This is a genomic window from Chromobacterium aquaticum (assembly GCF_021129195.1).
Taxonomy (GTDB): domain Bacteria; phylum Pseudomonadota; class Gammaproteobacteria; order Burkholderiales; family Chromobacteriaceae; genus Chromobacterium; species Chromobacterium aquaticum.
Map to the genome: position 1 here is coordinate 15,296 of NZ_JAJOHW010000097.1, position 17,335 is coordinate 32,630.

Genomic DNA, 17,335 nt, shown 5'->3' on the forward strand with positions numbered 1-17,335 from the left:
GCTTCGTTTATTTCACGCATTCGCGGAAGGCATCCCACCATGGCAAAAGTCGTCGTTGTTTATCACTCCGGTTACGGTCACACCCAGCAAGTGGCCCAGCATGTCGCCGCTGGCGCCGGCGCGCAGCTGCTGGCCATCGACGCCGAGGGCAATCTGCCCGCCGGCGCCTGGGATCTGCTGAACGACGCCGACGCCATCATCTTCGGCTCGCCCACCTATATGGGCAGCCCGAGCTGGCAATTCAAGAAATTCGCCGACGCCAGCTCCAAGGTCTGGTTCACCCGCGGCTGGCAGGACAAGGTGTTCGGCGGCTTCACCAATAGCGCCAGCCTGAACGGCGACAAGCAGGTTTCGCTGATCTATCTGCAAACCCTGGCTTCCCAGCACGGCGGCCTGTGGGTCAGCCTGGGCCTGCTGCCCAGCAACGCCAAGAACGCCAGCCGCGAGGACATCAACAATCTGGGCGGTTCGGTTGGCCTGCTGGTGCAATCGCCGTCCGACGCCAGCGTCGACGAAATCCCGCAAGGCGATCTGGACACCGCCAAGGCCTATGGCCAGCGTGTCGCCGGCATCGCCAGCAAGTTGCACGGCTAAAAGCTAATTTAGACAAGACAAAGGGGGCCATATGGCCCCCTTTTTCCTTGCCCGCGCGCGCGCTCAGCCGCGTGCGGCCAATTGATCCAGCAACTTCTGGTGAATGCCGCCGAAGCCGCCGTTGCTCATCACCAGCACATGGTCTCCGGGCCGGGCCGCGGCGGCCACAGCTTGCAGCAGCGCGTCGAAATCGTCGAAAGTCTGCGCGCGCTCGCCCAGCTCGGCCAAGGCCTCGCCGGGATTCCAGCCCAGATTGGCGGCGGAGCAGAACACCAGGTCGGCATCGGCCAGCGAGGCCGGCAGCGCCGCCTTCATCGTGCCCAGCTTCATGGTGTTGGAACGCGGCTCCAGCACCGCCAGGATGCGCTCGCCGCCCACCTTGTGCCGCAGGCCGGCCAGAGTGGTGGCGATGGCGGTGGGATGATGGGCGAAGTCGTCGTACACCGTGACGCCGGCCGCTACGCCGCGCACCTCCATCCGCCGCTTGACGTTCTGGAAGCGCGACAGCGCGTCGATGGCGCTGCTCACCGCCACGCCGACATGGCGGGCGGCGGCGATCGCCGCCAACGCGTTCAAGCGGTTGTGTTCGCCCATCAGCTCCCAGCGCACCCGGCCCTGGATCTGGCCGTCGAGCAGCACGTCGAAATGGCCGTTGGCCTCCGCCGCGCCCAGTTGCCAGCCGGCATCCGCGCCGAAGCGCTCCACCGGCGTCCAGCAGCCGCGTTCCAATACTCGATCCAGGCTGGCCTCGCGGCCGTTGCTGACGATCAGGCCCTGGCCCGGCACCGTGCGCACCAGATGATGGAACTGGGTTTCTATCGCCGCCAGGTCGGCGAAGATGTCGGCGTGGTCGAACTCCAGATTGTTCAGCACCGCGGTGCGCGGGCGGTAATGGACAAACTTGGAGCGCTTGTCGAAGAAGGCGGTATCGTATTCGTCAGCCTCGATCACGAAGAAGGGGCTGACGCTGGCCGCGTCCTGGCGCGGCGCGCCCGGCAGCCGCGCCGACACGCCGAAGTTCTGCGGAATGCCACCGATCAGGAAACCCGGCGCCAGGCCGGCGTCCTCCAGAATCCAGGCCAGCATCGAACTGGTGGTGGTCTTGCCATGGGTGCCGGCCACCGCCAGTACCCACAGGTCCTGGAGCACGTTTTCCGCCAGCCACTGCGGGCCGGAGATATAAGGCAGCCCGCGATTGAGGATTTCCTCCATCAGCGGCTTGCCGCGCGTCACCACATTGCCCACCACGAAGATGTCCGCGCCGATGTCGGCCTGCTCCGCGCCGAAGCCCTGGATCAGCTCGATGCCCATGGCTTCCAACTGGGTGCTCATCGGCGGGTATACATTGGCGTCGCAGCCGGTGACCTTGTGACCGGCCTGTTTGGCGATAGCGGCGATGCCTCCCATGAAGGTGCCGCAGATGCCCAGGATATGGATGTGCATAATTCGGTTCAGCGTATTGAAAACGGCAAAACGGCAAGCATACCGGAAAGCGGCCGCCGCCGACATCCGGGCTCGCAAGCCGCTGCGCGGCCGGCCATGCCTGTCCTTCGGATCAGGATGCGCTGACAAAACATGACATTCGGCTCAACCGTCGAATGGATGGAACTAGGCTGAATTGGCCGGCCCGCAACTATCCGTGGGCAAACCCGGCCATTCGGAGACCAAAATGACAATGCTCAACGCTCGCCTCGCTCCGCTGGGCCTCGCCGCGCTAGTGCTGGCGGCACCCGGCCACGGCGAAGATATTCCGCAGATAGACAACCCGCCGCGGCTCTTGGCGGCTCCCGCCGACCAGGCCGCCAAGACCAGGCTCGGCACGCTCAACACCGCCGCCCTGCTCAACGCGCCGCTGGAGCTTGGCCAGCCCCAGGCTGCGCCGCGCGAAGTCACCTTCGATCTGGACATCCGCTATCGCTATGGCTGGATCCGCAACCCCTCGCTGGAACGACCCGGGCAGATCCATTACGACAAGGTCGTGCTACGCAGCTACCTGCCCGGCGTGCTCAGCTCGGCCGCGCCGCCAAGCTCCTCCCTTCCCAGCGCCACGCCCTTCATCGCCCCGCTGATCGAGGTCTACCCTGGGCAAACCGTGCGCATCGGCCTGAACAACAAGCTGGACCGCGACGTCGATGGCAAGCCCATCCGCGACCCCAGTTGCACCGACCAGGGCGGCAGCGCCAACCAGCCGCACTGTTTCAACGGCACCAATCTGCATACCCACGGGCTCTGGATCAATCCGGCCGGCAATAGCGACAATGTGCTGCTCTCCATCAATCCCGGCGTCAGCTTCCAGTACGAGTACAACATTCCGCCAGACCACCCCGCCGGCACATTCTGGTATCACACCCACCGCCATGGCTCCACCGCGCTGCAGGTGTCCAGCGGCATGGCCGGCGCGCTGATCGTGCGCAGCACGCGGCAACCCACCCTGCAGCAGAACGGTGACATCGACACCCTGTTACAACCCTATGCCGGAGCCGGCTTCCGCGAGCGGGTGCTGGTGTTTCAGCAGATCCAGTACGCCTGCCGCTTCAAGGCCGGACAATACAAGGACATGATCAAGACTTACGGCAATACCGCCACTCCGCCCAATGAGGAGGATCAGCGCTACCGCTGCGACGACGGCGACGTGGGCGGCATCGAAGGCTACGACCAGTTCGGACCCAAGACCTGGCAAGAATCCGGCCGCTACACCAGCATCAACGGCGTGGTCTTGGGCAAGATGGTCCAAGCGCGGGCCGGCGACGTGGAACGCTGGAGAATGGTGCACGCCGGCGTGCGCGACACCATCAATCTGAAACTGCGCCGCCTCAGCGACAACGCGCCGCCGCTGGCCGGCCTGTTCGCCAGGCAGATGGACGATTACGTCACCCGCTATTGCCGCAGCGACACGGAGCTGGACCTGCCCTTGATCGCCGCCGACGGCCTGACCATGGGCAAGGTGCAAACCCGCAAGAGCGTGGTGTTCCAGCCCGGCTATCGCTGGGACGCGCTGGTGTCCTTCCCCAGCGCCGGCAAATACTGCCTGATCAACGACGTCAAGGTCAGCAGCACCATAGACCGCTCGGCGCCGTCGGCGCGCTTGCTGGGCGTTGTCGACGTTGCGCCCGGCCAAGCCTCGCGTCCGTTGCAAGAGGTGCTGATCGGCGCCGCCCGCGCGCACTTTCCGCCCGCTGTCGCCAACAAGGTCAGCGCGGAACTACGCAGCGGGATGAAGCTGAGCAGCTTTGTGCCACATCCGGACATAGACCCCAAGGAAGTGACCGGCACCCAGACGCTGACGTTCAACATCGATGTGTCGCAGCCCAAGTCGGCCTTCTTCCAGGTGGACGGCAAACCTTATGCCGGCGAACGCATAGACCGCACTCTGAAGCTGGGTGGCGTGGACGAGTGGACGCTGCGCTCCGACTTCGTCAGCCATCCCTACCATATCCACGTCAACCCGTTCCAGATCGTCAAGATAGTAGACCCCAAGGGCCGCGACATCAGCGCGGAAGGCGCACCGGATTCAATGGACCCCGGCGACACCCAATACAGCGGCCTGAAAAACGTCTGGAAAGACACTTTATGGGTGAAAAACATCGAAGCCAGCAATGACCCGAAGATTGCCGCGGCCGGCCGTTACACCATCACCATCCGCACCCGCTATGAGCGCTATATCGGCGACTTCGTATTGCATTGCCATATCCTGGATCACGAGGACCAGGGCATGATGCAGAATATCCGCATCGCGCTGCCGGACGGCAGGGGCGGCACCGCCTTTGGCCATCACTGAACGGCCCGCCATGAAAAAAGCCCGCGACAGCGGGCTTTTTCACAGCGGACGAGCGGCTCAGAAGAAGATCAGCGTCATCAGCACGAACAAGGGCAGCAGGATGGCGCAGGACCAGCCCAGATAGCCGAAGAAGCTCGGCATCTTCACATGGCGGTGCTCGGCGATGGCCTTGACCATGAAGTTGGGCGCGTTGCCGATATAGGTATTGGCGCCCATGAACACCGCGCCCATGGAGATCGCCAGCAAGGTGTCCGCCATCGGGCCCATCAGCACCTGGGCGTCGCCGTGAGCCAGGTTGAAGAACACCAGATAGGTGGGCGCATTGTCCAGGAAGCTGGACAGGATGCCGGTCATCCAGAAATACATCGTGTTGACCGGCTGGCCATTGGCGTCGGACACCATGTGCACCAGGCTGGCCAGATGGCCGTCTGCGCCGGCGCGCAGGATGGCGATCACCGGACCGATGGTGATGAAGATGCCGGCGAACAACTTGCCCACTTCCAGGATGGGATCCCAGTTGAACTCATTGCCAGCGCGCACCTGCTTGGGGGTGATCCACAGCGAGGCGAAGGCCAAGGCCAGCAGCGCCAGGTCTCGCACAATGTTCTGCAACTCCACATGGGTGCCCATGATGTCGAACACCACGCCCGGTTTCCAGATGCCGGACATCAGCACCGCGGCGATGATGCCGGCCAGCAGGAACAGATTGCGCTTGCCGTGCAGCTTGATCGGCTTGTCCTTGGAACGGTCGATTTCCGGCAGCGTGCCCGCCTGCGCTTCCTTCTTGAAGAAATGGCTGTCCAGCGCGTAGAAGATGGCCAGCAGCGCCAGCGACAGCACCAGCACCGGCAGCGCCATATGCTGCACCGTCCAGCCGAAGCTGACGCCCTTGAGGAAGCCGAGGAACAACGGCGGATCGCCCAGCGGGGTCAGGCCGCCGCCGATATTGGCCACCAGGAAGATGAAGAACACCACCACGTGCACATTGTGCTTGCGCTTTTCATTGGCGCGCAGCAGGGGGCGGATCAGCAGCATCGCCGCGCCGGTGGTGCCCATGATGGAGGCCAGCGCGGTGCCTATCGCCAGAATGGCGGTGTTGAGCTTGGGCGAGCCGTGCAAGGAGCCCCATACCAGAATGCCGCCGGACACGGTGTACAAGGAGAACAGCAGCACGATGAAGGGTATGTATTCGGCGAACAGCGCGTGGACGATCAGCGCCGTCGAAGTGCCCAGGCCGTAAGCCACGGCGAAGGGCGCCAGGAACAGCACGGTCCACACCGCGGTGATCTTGCCGAAATGATGGTGCCAGATGCCCGGCGCGAAAATCGGAAACAAGGCAATGGACAGCAGAATGCCGGCGAACGGCAAGCCCCAGGCCAAGCTCAGCGTGGCGCCGTCCAGCTCGGCGGCTTGCGCCAATGCCGGCAGCAAGGCCAGGGCTGCGGCGCTAAAGAGTGTTTTGGTCATCTATCTTCCCGAGGGCATGACGCCCATTGATAAAAGCGCCATCGCCTGTGCCAAGACAGCCTTGGACAGGCTCTATGCAAAGAATGGATTCCGGCGATATTGTTGAAGCGCAACGGCGGCCGGATGCCGTTGCGCTGACGCTCCGCATCCCGCCAAGGCCGGATCACGGCACTGACAGCGCCAGCGCGCCCGTATGGGCCTGGTTCGATCAGAACAGTTACAAAGCGTTACATCGTCCCATAACTCGGGCTGCCCGGACAAGGAAAACCGGTATCGGAAGCAGGCGTTTTTGCGCGATTGCCACGCTAATTAAGCGTTTAATGAAACAAGGCCGGCGGCGTGACGCCACCGGCCTTGTCAGCAGAACCGAACGCCTCAGCGCTGGATGAATTCGATCTTGTAGCCATCCGGGTCTTCGGCGAAGGCGATCACCGTGGTGCCGTGCTTCATCGGGCCGGCTTCGCGGGTGACCTTGCCGCCCTTGGCGCGCACCATGTCACAGGCGGCGTAAGCGTCCGGCACCTCGATGGCGATATGGCCGTAGCCGTTGCCCAGCTCATAGGACTCGGTGTCCCAGTTGTGGGTCAGTTCCAGCACCGTCTGTTCTTCTTCGGCGCCGTAGCCGACGAAGGCCAGGGTGAAGCGGCCGTCCGGGTAATCCTGGCGGCGCAGCAACTTCATATCGAGCACTTCCTGGTAAAACGCCAGCGAGCGCTCCAGATTGCCCACTCGCAGCATGGTGTGCAGTAAACGCATCATCACTCTCCTTAATTCATCAATCAAAATGGAACAGCTCGGCGCCGTGCTGCTTCAGCCAGCGCCGCGCCGTCTGCCAATCCGGGTACAGGCGCGCGGTTTCCGCCCAGAACGCCGGCGAATGGTTCATGTGTTCCAGGTGAGCCAGCTCGTGGGCGATCACGTAGTCCAGCACCACCGGCGGCGCTTGCAGCAAGCGCCAATTCAGGCGAATCACCCCGGCCGCGGTGCAACTGCCCCAGCGCGTGCGCGCCGACGACAATTGCAGGCCGCTGGGCTGGCGGCGGCAAGCGCGCGCCAGTTCCGCCAGCCGCGATGGAAAGCGCAAGGCGGCTTCGCGCTGGAAAAATCGGCATACCACCTGTTTCAGCCCCGCCGCGTCGCCCTCGGCGATACCGGTAACAAGCAACCCCTCCGGCAACAGCCGGGCGCTGCGGCGCGCGCCGGCCGTCAGCACGATGGGCATGGCCTCGCCCTGCCAGCGCAACTGACTGAGATCGGCCGCCTGCTGCCGCGCCAGCTTTTGCCGCGCCACATGGCCGGCGATCCAGTCGCGGCGTTCGAACAAGACTTCGCGCAGCCGGGCGGCGCTGACCGCCGGATGCGCGACCAACTCCACCCTGCCCGCGCTGACCCGTATGCCCACGCTCTTGCGCGGACGCCGGGTCAGCACCACGTCCACCTCGCCGTCAGGCAGCGGCAGACGCAGCCAGACGCTTGCGCTTTTCATCCGCGTCCGCGAACGGGCCGACGCCGCCGATCTCGCGCTGACGCGCCTCGATCCACTGCTCGGCATCCTTCATCATCGCCTCCGGCCCCAGCGCCTCATCCGGCACGATGGGCTTGCCCACCACCACGGTGATCTCGCCGGGGTATTTCAGGAAGGCGTTGCGCGGCCAGAACTCGCCGGCGTTGTGCGCCACCGGCACCAGCGGCATGTCGAACTGCTTGGCCATGCGCGCCGCGCCCAGCTTGTACTTGCCCACCACGCCCGGCTTGGTGCGGGTGCCTTCCGGGAAGACCGTGATCCAGAAGCGGTGGCGCTTGCGCTCCAGCCCCTGCTCCAGCAGGCGCTGGTTGGCGTTGGCGCGGTCGGAACGGTTGATGATGATGGGGTTCATCAGCACCAGGCCCCAGCCGAACACCGGAATCCAGGTCAGCTCGCGCTTGGCCACGTACACCTGCCACGGAAAGATCTTCTGCAAGGCCAGCGTTTCCCAGCCGGACTGGTGCTTGGAGCAGATCACCGAGGGCTGATCCGGAATATTCTCCGCGCCCAGCACCTTGTATTTCAGGCCGATCACATGCTCCAGCATCCACAGCAGGCTCTGCGCCCAACTGACGCCGAACACATGGCGCGCGCGGCGCGGCAGCGGCGCCGACAGCAGCAGCAGGAAGAAGAACAGCGGCGTGATCACGATCAGCACCAGCCAGTACAGCAGATTACGAAGCCATAAACTCAGCATGCTTGGGAAAGTATCCTTATCAAAAATCAGCGCTCGCGCGAATCGATCAAATATTCCGCGGCATCGTACAAATCGTTGAACACCAGGGTGCCGGCCGGCAGCTCGCCGTCGGCCAGCGTCTTGGCGCCCTTGCCGGTCTTGACCAGGATGGGCAGGCCACCCACCGCCGCCACCGATTCCAGATCGCGGCGGCTGTCGCCGATCAGCGGCAAGCCGTCCAGCTTCACATTGAAGCGCTCGGCGATCTCCAGCACCATGCCCGGCAGCGGCTTGCGGCAATCGCAGCCGGCGCTGGGGCCGTGCGGACAGAACAGCACCGCGTCGATGCGCCCGCCGGCCTGCCCCACCAGCCGGTGCATCTTCTCGTGCATGGCGTTGAGCGCCTGCACGTCGAACAGGCCGCGGCCGATGCCGGATTGATTGGTGGCCACCACCACGCGCCAGCCGGACTGGGTCAGATTGGCGATCGCCTCCAGGCTATGCTCGATCGGCACCCATTCCGCCGGCGATTTGACGAAATCGTCGCGGTCCTGATTGATCACGCCATCGCGGTCGAGAATGACTAGTTTCACGGTTTTTCCCCGTCTGGAACATGCCGGGGCGGCCTGAGCCGCCCCGTGGGATTACTCCGCCAGCAGCGAAATGTCGGCCACGCGGTTGAACAAGCCGGCCAGCCGCGCCAGCAGGGCGATGCGGTTGTTGCGCACCGCGGCGTCGTCCGCCATCACCATCACGCCGTCGAAGAAAGCGTCCACCGGCGCGCGCAGCGAGGCCAGCTGGGTCAGCGCGGCGGCGAAATCGCGGGCGGCGAACTTATCGTCCACCTGCGGCGCCAACTGCTCGACGGCGGCGAACAGCGCCTGCTCGGCCGCTTCGCTCAGCAGCGCCGGATTCACCGCGCCCACTTCGCCTTCGGCCTTTTTCAGGATGTTCTTCACCCGCTTGTTGGCGGCGGCCAGCGCGGCCGCTTCCGGCAGCGCCTTGAAAGCGGCGACGGCGGACAACACCGCGCGTACTTCCGCCAGCCGGCTGGGCGAGAGCGCCAGCACCGCGTCGATCTCGTCGCCCTTGTAATCGGCGGCGAGGAAGTTCTTCAGGCGGTCCATCATGAAGCCGAACACCTCGTCGGCCACGGCGGCGGACAGCTTGCCGGCCGGGAAGGCGGCGGCGACGATGTTCAGCAGCGCCTTCAGGTCCAGGTCCGCGTCCAACGCCATGCGCACCACGCCCAGCGCGGCGCGGCGCAAGGCGAACGGATCCTTGTCGCCGGTGGGGATCAGGCCGATGCCCCAGATGCCGACGATGGTTTCCAGCTTGTCCGCCAACGCCACCGCGGTGGCGATCTTGCCTTCCGGCAGCGTGTCGCCGGCGAAGCGCGGGTGGTAATGGCCTTCGATGGCGGCGGCCACTTCGGCGTGCTCGCCGTCGAGCTGGGCGTAGTACATGCCCATCACGCCCTGCAATTCGGGGAATTCGCCCACCATGTCGGACACCAGATCGGCCTTGGCCAGGTAGGCGGCGCGGGCGGCCAGCGCGGCGTCGGCGCCCAGTTCATGGGCGATGGCGCCGGCGATGCTCTGCAGGCGCTCGACGCGCTCCAGCTGCGAACCGATCTTATTGTGGTAGACCACATTGGCCAGACGCGGCAAGCGGCTGTCCAGCCGCGCCTTCTGGTCCTGCTCGAAGAAGAACTTGGCGTCGGACAGGCGCGCGCGCAGCACGCGCTCATTGCCGCCGACGATGAAGGACGGGTCCGCGGTTTCCAGATTGGACACCAGCAGGAAGCGGTTCATCAGCTTGCCGGACGCGTCCAGCAGCGGGAAATACTTCTGGTTCTGCTGCATGGTCAGGATCAGACACTCCTGCGGCACGCGCAGGAATTCGGCCTCGAAGCCGGCCTCCAGCACCACCGGCCACTCCACCAGGCCGGTCACCTCGTCGAACAAGGCGTCCGGCGCGGCGATGGTGGCGTTCAGGCGGGCGGCGGCCTCGGCCAGCTTGTGGCGGATCAGCTCGCGACGCGCGTCGAAACTGGCCACCACCTTGCCGGATTCATGCAGGGTACGGGCATAGGCGTCGGCATTGGCCACCGTCACCTCGCCCTGGGACAGGAAGCGATGACCGCGGGTGCGCTGGCCGCTGTGCAGGCCCAGCACCTCGCCCGGCACCACCGCGTCGCCGTGCAACATGATCAGACCGTGTACCGGGCGCACGAACTGCACATCCAGGCTGCCCCAGCGCATCAGCTTGGGCGCCGGCAGCTTTTTCAGCGCCAGCGCCACCACGTCGGCCAATACCGCGGCCAGCGGCTGGCCTTGCTTGACGCTCTCATAGGCATACACGTCCTGCTTGCCGTCGCTCATGGTGGACAGCGCGGACACCTCCACGCCGCAGGAGCGGGCGAAACCGGCCAGCGCCGGCGTCGGCTGGCCGTCCTTCATGCCGGCGGCCACCGCCGGGCCCTTGCGGGTGACCTTTTGGTCCGGCTGCAAGGCGGCCACATTGGCCAGCTGCACCGCCAGGCGGCGCGGCGAGGCGTAGACCGTTGCTTCGGCGTCGGCCGGCGCGAACTGCATTTTCTTCAATTCGTCGCCTATGGTCTGGGCAAAACTGGCGGCCAGCTTTTCCAGCGCTTTGGGCGGCAGCTCCTCGGTGAGCAGCTCAATCAGCAATGTCTGGTTCATATTCACTCTAAAACTTAACGCTTGGCGGCCCCGGCGGCTTCGCAGATCACCTTCATCATGGCGTCGGCGACCGATCCCTGATACACGGGCTGCCATTTCCAGGCGTGGCGCGGCACTGGAAACATGGTTGAGAACAGGTGCTTGTTGTTGCGATCAAAGTAGTCGGAACTGACAAACACATACTGGTACTTGCCGCAGTCGGCGTAACCTACGCTGCGGCGGATATTGAATTTCAGCTTATAGCTTTTCTCGTACTGGACCTTGTCGAACCGTTCCTGGTTGACGAAGTGCACCAGCCCGTCCTGCCCCAGCCACAGCGAATTGCCGTCTATCGCCAGCTGCAGCGCCTTGCCGTCCTGATACGCCACCCAGTCGGCGGCGGGCTCGGCCAGCGCCGGCAGCGCCAGCGCGGCGCAAAAGCAGGCGAAACAGGCTTTCATGCGCATTCCTTCAGCGAAAGACGACAAGGGGGCGGCGGCCACGATCAGGCCTGCCGGCACATCGGGAAGCCCAGCGCTTCGCGGGCGTCGTAATACGCCTGCGCCACGCCGCGGGACAAGGTGCGGATGCGGCCGATATAGGTGGCGCGCTCGGTCACCGAGATCGCGCCGCGCGCGTCCAGCAGGTTGAAAGTGTGACCGGCCTTGAGAATCATCTCGTAGGCCGGCAGCGGCAAGCTGGCTTCCAGCAGCGACTTGGCCTCGGCCTCGTAGTCGTTGAACTGGCGGAACAGCAGCTCGACATTGCTGTGCTCGAACGCGTACTTGGACTGTTCCACTTCATTCTGGAAGAACACATTGCCGTAAGTGACCGGCTGGCCGTCCGGCAGATGGGTCCAGATCAAATCGTAGACGTTTTCCACGCCCTGCAGATACATGGCCAGCCGCTCCAGGCCGTAAGTGATCTCGCCCAGCACCGGCTTGCAGTCCAGACCGCCCACTTGCTGGAAATAGGTGAACTGGGTCACTTCCATGCCGTTCAGCCACACTTCCCAGCCCAGACCCCAGGCGCCCAGCGTCGGGTTTTCCCAGTCGTCCTCGACAAAGCGGATGTCCTGCACCGTCGGGTCCAGGCCCAGCTCCTGCAGCGAGCCCAGGTACAGCTCCTGAATATTGGACGGCGACGGCTTCAACACCACCTGGAATTGATGATGCTGGAACAGACGATTGGGGTTTTCGCCGTAACGACCGTCCTTGGGACGACGCGACGGCTGCACATAGGCCGCGTTCCACGGCTCCGGCCCCAACGCCCGCAGGAAGGTGGCGGTGTGCGAGGTCCCCGCGCCCACTTCGGTGTCGTAAGGCTGCAGCAAGGCGCAGCCCTGGCGGTTCCAATAGTGCTGGAGCGTGAGGATGATTTCCTGGAAGGTAAGCATAGACGTGGTGAGCAAAGTGAAAAGTCAAAGGCCGATTCTACCGCCTAGCGCCCCCCACGCAAAGCCAAGCCGTTGGCGGCAAATCAAAAAGGCCGGCGAAACCGGCCTGTATCTCCCCTTCCCGCCCGCGGCCCGCCGCCGCCACGACGTCAGCCGACGGATGCGCCGCGCGCCAAGGCCTGCTCCGCCAGCCTATCCGCCAACGCCCGCCCCTTGGCCAGGCAGTCCGGCAGCGACACCCCGTCCAGCCAGTTGGCGCAGGCATGCAGACCACGCGCGCTCGCGGCGGCGGCCAGCGGCCGCAAGGCCGTCATCGCCGCCGTGCCCTGCGGCAAGGCCTGTGGCCAGCGCACGACGCGCTGGCTCAGCGGCGCGCCCCGCAGGCCGAACAGCCGCGCCAGTTCCAGGTTCAAGCGCTGCAACAGCGCCGGGTCCGGCAAGGCGGCCAGTTCCGCCTGGCGGCTGCCGCCGATGAAGCTGGTCACCAGCCGCGCGCCCGGCGCCGCCGTGTGTGGATACGTCCGGCTGGACATCAGATGTCCCAGGGCCAAAGCGCCTTCCGCCGCGGGATGCAGCGCGCCGAAGCCCGCCAGCGGTCGATGCAAATCCTCGTCCGCCGCCATGGTCGCCACCACGGTCAGCGGCGCGTAGCGCACCGCCGCGCAAGCGCGCGCCCATTCCGGCTCGCAGACGCTCAGCAAGGACGCCGCCTGTGGCGCCGGCAGCGCCAGTACCACCGCGCGGGCCGGCAGCGGCCCTTGCGGCGTCAGCACCCGCCAGCCGTCATCGACGCGCTCCAGACTCAACGCCGGACACTCCAGCCTCACGTCCAGATCGCGCGCCAGCCGCTGGGCCAGGCTGGACAGCCCCCCCGGCAAGGTGCACATCCGCTTGCGCCGCGCGTCGCCGCGCCGCCAGCGCCGCCACATGCCCAACGCCATCGAACCGGCCTCGCGCTCCGCCGCCGCCAGTCCGGGCAGGCATTCCGCCATCAGCAAGGTCTCCGGATCGCCGGCGAACACGCCGCCGACAAAGGGATCCACCGCCTTGGCCAGCACCTCCTCGCCCAGCCGGCGCCGGAAAAAATCCGCCACCGTTTCCGCCTCCGCCGCCGTGGAACGGCGCCAGGGCTCGCTCAGCAAGCGCCACTTGGCGCCCCAACTGAAGTAGGAACCGGCCAGCAGCGCGGCCGGGTTGGCGGGCAAGGCCCGGTATTGGCCGTGCAGCAACACATAGCGGCGTTGCGGGCCAGGCGCCGGCGTCAACGGCGTCAGGCCCAGCTCCAGCAGCCACTGCCATAGCGCCTCGTCCGCCAGCAAGGTGTTCGGCCCCGCCTCCATCAGCCCCGGTTCCAGATCCAGGCTCAGCACCTTGCCGCCAACGCGCGCGGACGCCTCCAACACCACCGCCTCCACGCCGCGCCGCCGCAGCTGCCAGGCACAGGACAGGCCGGACACCCCGGCGCCGATCACCACAATCATTTCATCACTCCCGCTTGAATAGGCCAGGGCCGCCCGTGGCGGCCCTGGATGGCGGCCAGTATGCCAAGCGCGGCTTTCCCCCCTGTTGACCAGGCGCAAGCCGGTCCGCTCCCGCCAAAAATTAATATATTACATAACAATTGACCACAATCTGTATAGACATTTAGAGTCGAGGTCCCACCGCCCGCGCCGGAAACTGCCCCGGTTTAGCCGGCACACAGGAGAACGCTGATGAATTCCCCGCCTCAAGCCAGCCTGATCGAAACCCGGGCAATAGACTTCATCCCGGAGAACGAACGCCACGGCCGCCTGCTCAGTCAATTCACCTTATGGTTCAGCGCCAATCTGCAGATCACCGCCATCATCACCGGCGCGCTGGCGGTGGTGCTGGGCGGCGATGTGTTCTGGTCCTTGATCGGCCTGCTGCTGGGCCAGGTGCTGGGCGGCGCGGTGATGGCGCTGCATGGCGCGCAGGGGCCGCGGCTGGGACTGCCGCAGATGATTTCCAGCCGCGTGCAGTTCGGCGTGCTGGGCGCCACCCTGCCGCTGGCGCTGGTCTGTGTGCTCTATATCGGTTTCAACACCACCGGCACCATTCTATCCGGCCAGGCCATCGCCCAGCTGACCGGCCTCAGCCCAAGCGCCGGCATCCTGATCTTTTCCGCCGTGATCGCGCTGTTCGCGGCATGCGGCTACCGGATGATCCACCTGCTGGGCCGCGCCGCCACCGTGCTCGGCCTGATCGCCTTCGCCTATCTGTTCGCGCGCCTGCTCAGCGTCAACGACATCACGCCGCTGCTGCGCAATCACCGCTTCGCCTGGGACAGCTTCCTGCTGGCGGTGTCGTTGTCCGCCTCCTGGCAGATCGCCTTCGGTCCCTACGTCGCCGACTACTCGCGCTACCTGCCCAGCGGCGTATCGCCGCTGCGCACCTTTCTATGCGTGGGCGGCGGCTCGGTATTGGGCGCGCAGATCGCGATGACGCTGGGCGTGTTCGCCGCCGCGCTGGCCGGCCCGCGCTTCGTCGGCCAGGAAGTGGCCTACATCGTCGGCTTGGGCACCAGCGGCGCAATGGCCGGCTTCCTGTTCTTCAGCATCGCCTTTGGCAAGATAACCGTGTCCACGCTGAACGCCTACGGCAGCTTCATGTGCCTGGCCACCATGCTCAGCGGCTTCCAGCGCGAAGCGAAGATAGACCGCCGCCAGCGCCTGGTGTTCGTGCTGGCCATCGTCGGCTTGTCCGCCGCGATCGCGCTGGCGGCGCAGCACGATTTCCTGCTGCATTTCAAATCCTTCATCCTGTTCCTGCTGACCTTCTTCACCCCGTGGAGCGCCATCAATCTGGTGGACTACTACTGGGTCAACCAGGAACAGTACGACCTTGCCGCCCTGAGCGATCCCGACGGCCGTTATGGACGCTGGAACCGGGTCGGCATCGCCAGCTATCTGTTTGGCCTGCTGGCGCAGCTGCCCTTCATCTCCACCCGTTTTTACAGCGGTCCGCTGCTGCCCTATCTGGGGCAGGTGGACATTTCCTGGCTGGTGGGACTGATCGCGCCCGGCGCGCTGTATTTCTGCCTAGCGCGCCGGCGCGTTCAACGCTCGCCCACGCGGGTCTCGCCGGCCAAGGGTTGACCGTCGTCGTCCAGCAGCAGGAAGCGCGCTGTCGCCGCGCCGTCCTCGCAATGGAAAGACGCTGGCAAGGGCAGGCTCAGGGCCGCCAGCGGCGGCGCCATGTCCGCCGCCAACGCCAGCGCGGGCAAGCCGGCGCAGCGCAGTTCCAAGGCACGGAAGCTGGCGAAATAAGGGCTGGGATTGTCTATGCGCAACTGCGCGCCGCCGGGCTCCCGCGTGACGGCGAAGCGCAGCCACCGCGGCAAGTCCTCGAGCGCAGCACGGAGTCCGGCTGGCCGCATCAGAACCTTCATCTGGGTACGCAGCGTGACTGTCAGCGTCCGGGCCGCCGCCGGCAAATCCATGCGCGCCGGCGGGATTTCATACAGATTCAGCCAGAACAGCGACTCTCGGTCCACGGGCAATGGGGTGCCGGTCGCGATCAAGCGCAGACTGATCTGCCCATCCGGGTTCAGACGAAAGATGGGCGGCATCGGCATCACCGCCGCCTCCGCGCCCAGCGTGTCCGGGCCGGAGTCCAGCCGCCCATCATCCACCCAAGCCTGCACCAGCACCGGATAGCGATTCAGATTGATCAATTGCAGCGACTGCTCGGCGCTGCCGCCGGCGAACACCACCCGCGTGGACTCCGCCATCAGGCCAGCCCAACTGCTGCCGCCCAGCAGACACAGCAAACCGCGCAAGCCCCAGCGCCAGGCCTTATTGCACACGGATCACCACCTGCGCCGTCGCGTTCAAGCCTCCGGCCTTGACCCTCTTGCCCGGCAAACGGGTCAGCACCGCCTGCATCCGCGCCTGATAGCGGGTCCAGCCATCCTGGCTGCCCAGTTCGGCGGTGTCTTGCAGTACCGGATACCAGCCGGCATCGCCGCCCCCCCCGGTGAGCAGCACGTCGCTAAGCAGATTCAGCACTTGGCCGCCTGGCCTCCGCAACGCCACGCCCACCCCGGTCGCCACCGCCGGGTTGACGCCGTAACCGTCGGACAGCAGGTGGCTGACCCCGCCGCCACTCGTGCCCAGGCCTTCTGTCAACGCCGCCTGGTAATTTGCCGGCTGCACCAGCAGCCCCATCGCCGTCTGCCCCTGTGCCGTGCCGCTTTGAAAACCGCTCAGGCCGGCATTGGCCGGCGCGCCGGTCTGGCACTGCAGGCGGATGTCCACCGGCAGCGTGCGTTGCCCGCCCTGCTCCAACTCGGCCACCGAGATCGCCGGAAACGCCACCACCGGCGTCACCGTCTCCACGCGGCAGCTGGCGCTGCGGCGCACCTTCACCACCTGATACGGATTGATCGCGCCGGGCCAATCCCAAAACCAGCCGCTGAAGTTTTGATTATGGTCGGCGCCCTCGCTCAACCACGGCGAGCCGCCGCCGCCCTGAAACGCGCTATAGGCGATGGGTTGGGCATACATCCAGTTCTGGCCGGCCGGCCCGTCCTGCCAGCCTATGTCTCCCGACCCCTTGGACTGGCTGTATTTGAAAAACTCCACCTTGTAGTTGCTGAAGTGCTTGGCCTTGATCAGATACCAGCCGCGCTCATCGCGATCATTGGCCATATCCAGCACCAGCGGCCGCCGTTTCCAATAGCGCGACGCGTACTCGCCGGTATTCAGATTGGTCACCCGCGCCATCAGGCCGCGCTGTACCGTGCGATACGCCTGCGGCAGACCGATGGCGCTGCCCTCCTCGTCCTTGCCGGCCCAATCGTTGTCGCCATTGGTCGAATAGTATTCATAAAAAGTCTCCGGCTTTTCTTCCGGCGAGCAGCGAAACAGCACCTGCTCCGGCGCATAGCCGCCGGTATGGCCGGAACCCAAGTCATAGATGCTCAGCACCTTGCTGGCCAATAAAGTGCCGTCCGGCTGGAACGCCTCGTTATTGATATTGATGGTCATCGCCAGCGCCCCCTGGCCGGCAGTATCCGTCGCACCGTCCCAAATCCTGACCTCGCCCCTGCCGGGTTCGACATAGTCCACCGCATTGATATCGGTCGTCGGCGAAGAGCGCGACACGCGATAACAGGCGCCCTGCGCCGACATGCTGGACAAGGCCCCCACCAGCAGCATCGCAGCGCCCAAGGCATCGGATTGATATTTCATCT

Annotated in this window: 15 protein-coding genes; 3 read left to right on the top strand and 12 right to left on the bottom strand. The window is 65.3% G+C overall.

Annotated features, from left to right (window positions below; genetic code table 11):
- The first annotated feature begins 39 nt into the window (after positions 1 to 39).
- The gene (locus tag LQT98_RS15320; RefSeq protein WP_048411184.1) at positions 40 to 594 is read left to right on the top strand and encodes a flavodoxin family protein; all 555 of its coding nucleotides are present in this window, start codon (positions 40 to 42) and stop codon (positions 592 to 594) included.
- Between the two features lie 63 nt (positions 595 to 657).
- Here the strand turns inward: LQT98_RS15320 and mpl are convergent, their stop codons facing one another.
- Positions 658 to 2,037, bottom strand: a complete 1,380-nt coding sequence (mpl, locus tag LQT98_RS15325) for a UDP-N-acetylmuramate:L-alanyl-gamma-D-glutamyl-meso-diaminopimelate ligase (protein ID WP_231463310.1) — start codon at positions 2,035 to 2,037, stop codon at positions 658 to 660.
- A gap of 226 nt (positions 2,038 to 2,263) precedes the next feature.
- Here mpl and LQT98_RS15330 point away from each other — a divergent pair, with 226 nt between their 5' ends.
- The gene (locus LQT98_RS15330) at positions 2,264 to 4,372 is read left to right on the top strand and encodes a multicopper oxidase family protein (RefSeq protein WP_231463312.1); all 2,109 of its coding nucleotides are present in this window, start codon (positions 2,264 to 2,266) and stop codon (positions 4,370 to 4,372) included.
- 57 nt (positions 4,373 to 4,429) lie between these two features.
- Here LQT98_RS15330 and LQT98_RS15335 read toward each other — a convergent pair whose 3' ends face one another.
- The 9 genes from LQT98_RS15335 to hemG form a co-directional block, all read right to left on the bottom strand.
- Positions 4,430 to 5,839, bottom strand: a complete 1,410-nt coding sequence (locus LQT98_RS15335) for a sodium:proton antiporter (protein WP_231463314.1) — start codon at positions 5,837 to 5,839, stop codon at positions 4,430 to 4,432.
- A gap of 375 nt (positions 5,840 to 6,214) precedes the next feature.
- Positions 6,215 to 6,595, bottom strand: a complete 381-nt coding sequence (gloA, locus tag LQT98_RS15340) for a lactoylglutathione lyase (protein WP_231463350.1) — start codon at positions 6,593 to 6,595, stop codon at positions 6,215 to 6,217.
- Positions 6,596 to 6,614: 19 nt separating this feature from the next.
- The gene (locus tag LQT98_RS15345; RefSeq protein WP_231463317.1) at positions 6,615 to 7,325 is read right to left on the bottom strand and encodes a M48 family metallopeptidase; all 711 of its coding nucleotides are present in this window, start codon (positions 7,323 to 7,325) and stop codon (positions 6,615 to 6,617) included.
- Positions 7,285 to 8,061, bottom strand: coding sequence for a lysophospholipid acyltransferase family protein (locus LQT98_RS15350; protein WP_048411187.1), 777 nt, complete (start codon positions 8,059 to 8,061; stop codon positions 7,285 to 7,287). The genes LQT98_RS15345 and LQT98_RS15350 overlap by 41 nt, the downstream gene beginning before the upstream one ends.
- Positions 8,062 to 8,087: 26 nt before the next feature.
- Positions 8,088 to 8,633, bottom strand: a complete 546-nt coding sequence (gene gmhB / locus LQT98_RS15355) for a D-glycero-beta-D-manno-heptose 1,7-bisphosphate 7-phosphatase (RefSeq protein WP_048411188.1) — start codon at positions 8,631 to 8,633, stop codon at positions 8,088 to 8,090.
- 51 nt (positions 8,634 to 8,684) lie between these two features.
- On the bottom strand, positions 8,685 to 10,745 hold the full coding sequence (glyS, locus tag LQT98_RS15360) for a glycine--tRNA ligase subunit beta (RefSeq protein ID WP_231463319.1): 2,061 nt from the start codon (positions 10,743 to 10,745) through the stop codon (positions 8,685 to 8,687).
- Positions 10,746 to 10,759: 14 nt separating this feature from the next.
- Complete coding sequence (locus LQT98_RS15365; protein WP_048411190.1) at positions 10,760 to 11,185, bottom strand: surface-adhesin E family protein; 426 nt, start codon at positions 11,183 to 11,185, stop codon at positions 10,760 to 10,762.
- Between the two features lie 44 nt (positions 11,186 to 11,229).
- A complete protein-coding gene (glyQ, locus tag LQT98_RS15370) occupies positions 11,230 to 12,120 on the bottom strand; it encodes a glycine--tRNA ligase subunit alpha (protein WP_156183952.1) in 891 nt (296 codons plus the stop codon).
- A 149-nt stretch (positions 12,121 to 12,269) separates the two neighbouring features.
- The gene (gene hemG, locus LQT98_RS15375; RefSeq protein WP_231463321.1) at positions 12,270 to 13,601 is read right to left on the bottom strand and encodes a protoporphyrinogen oxidase; all 1,332 of its coding nucleotides are present in this window, start codon (positions 13,599 to 13,601) and stop codon (positions 12,270 to 12,272) included.
- Positions 13,602 to 13,832: 231 nt separating this feature from the next.
- On the opposite strand from hemG, the gene LQT98_RS15380 reads away from it, so the two are divergent.
- Positions 13,833 to 15,236 (top strand): purine-cytosine permease family protein, encoded by a 1,404-nt coding sequence (locus LQT98_RS15380; RefSeq protein WP_231463323.1) that lies wholly within the window; start codon positions 13,833 to 13,835, stop codon positions 15,234 to 15,236.
- On the opposite strand, the gene LQT98_RS15385 is transcribed toward LQT98_RS15380, so the two are convergent.
- Both LQT98_RS15385 and LQT98_RS15390 read right to left on the bottom strand, forming a co-directional pair.
- Positions 15,197 to 15,946, bottom strand: a complete 750-nt coding sequence (locus LQT98_RS15385; protein ID WP_231463325.1) for a fimbrial biogenesis chaperone — start codon at positions 15,944 to 15,946, stop codon at positions 15,197 to 15,199. The two genes, LQT98_RS15380 and LQT98_RS15385, sit on opposite strands and share 40 nt — an antisense overlap.
- Positions 15,936 to 17,333 (bottom strand): fimbrial protein, encoded by a 1,398-nt coding sequence (locus LQT98_RS15390; RefSeq protein WP_231463326.1) that lies wholly within the window; start codon positions 17,331 to 17,333, stop codon positions 15,936 to 15,938. Before LQT98_RS15390 ends, LQT98_RS15385 begins: the two co-directional genes overlap by 11 nt.
- Positions 17,334 to 17,335: the final 2 nt, after the last annotated feature.

Coding starts and splice junctions, on each gene's coding strand:
- LQT98_RS15320 (WP_048411184.1), top strand. CDS start 40: ATGGCAAAAGTCGTCGTTGTTTATCACTCCGGTTACGGTCACACCCAG.
- mpl (WP_231463310.1), bottom strand. CDS start 2,037: ATGCACATCCATATCCTGGGCATCTGCGGCACCTTCATGGGAGGCATC.
- LQT98_RS15330 (WP_231463312.1), top strand. CDS start 2,264: ATGACAATGCTCAACGCTCGCCTCGCTCCGCTGGGCCTCGCCGCGCTA.
- LQT98_RS15335 (WP_231463314.1), bottom strand. CDS start 5,839: ATGACCAAAACACTCTTTAGCGCCGCAGCCCTGGCCTTGCTGCCGGCA.
- gloA (WP_231463350.1), bottom strand. CDS start 6,595: ATGCGTTTACTGCACACCATGCTGCGAGTGGGCAATCTGGAGCGCTCG.
- LQT98_RS15345 (WP_231463317.1), bottom strand. CDS start 7,325: ATGAAAAGCGCAAGCGTCTGGCTGCGTCTGCCGCTGCCTGACGGCGAG.
- LQT98_RS15350 (WP_048411187.1), bottom strand. CDS start 8,061: ATGCTGAGTTTATGGCTTCGTAATCTGCTGTACTGGCTGGTGCTGATC.
- glyS (WP_231463319.1), bottom strand. CDS start 10,745: ATGAACCAGACATTGCTGATTGAGCTGCTCACCGAGGAGCTGCCGCCC.
- LQT98_RS15365 (WP_048411190.1), bottom strand. CDS start 11,185: ATGAAAGCCTGTTTCGCCTGCTTTTGCGCCGCGCTGGCGCTGCCGGCG.
- glyQ (WP_156183952.1), bottom strand. CDS start 12,120: ATGCTTACCTTCCAGGAAATCATCCTCACGCTCCAGCACTATTGGAAC.
- hemG (WP_231463321.1), bottom strand. CDS start 13,601: ATGATTGTGGTGATCGGCGCCGGGGTGTCCGGCCTGTCCTGTGCCTGG.
- LQT98_RS15380 (WP_231463323.1), top strand. CDS start 13,833: ATGAATTCCCCGCCTCAAGCCAGCCTGATCGAAACCCGGGCAATAGAC.
- LQT98_RS15390 (WP_231463326.1), bottom strand. CDS start 17,333: ATGAAATATCAATCCGATGCCTTGGGCGCTGCGATGCTGCTGGTGGGG.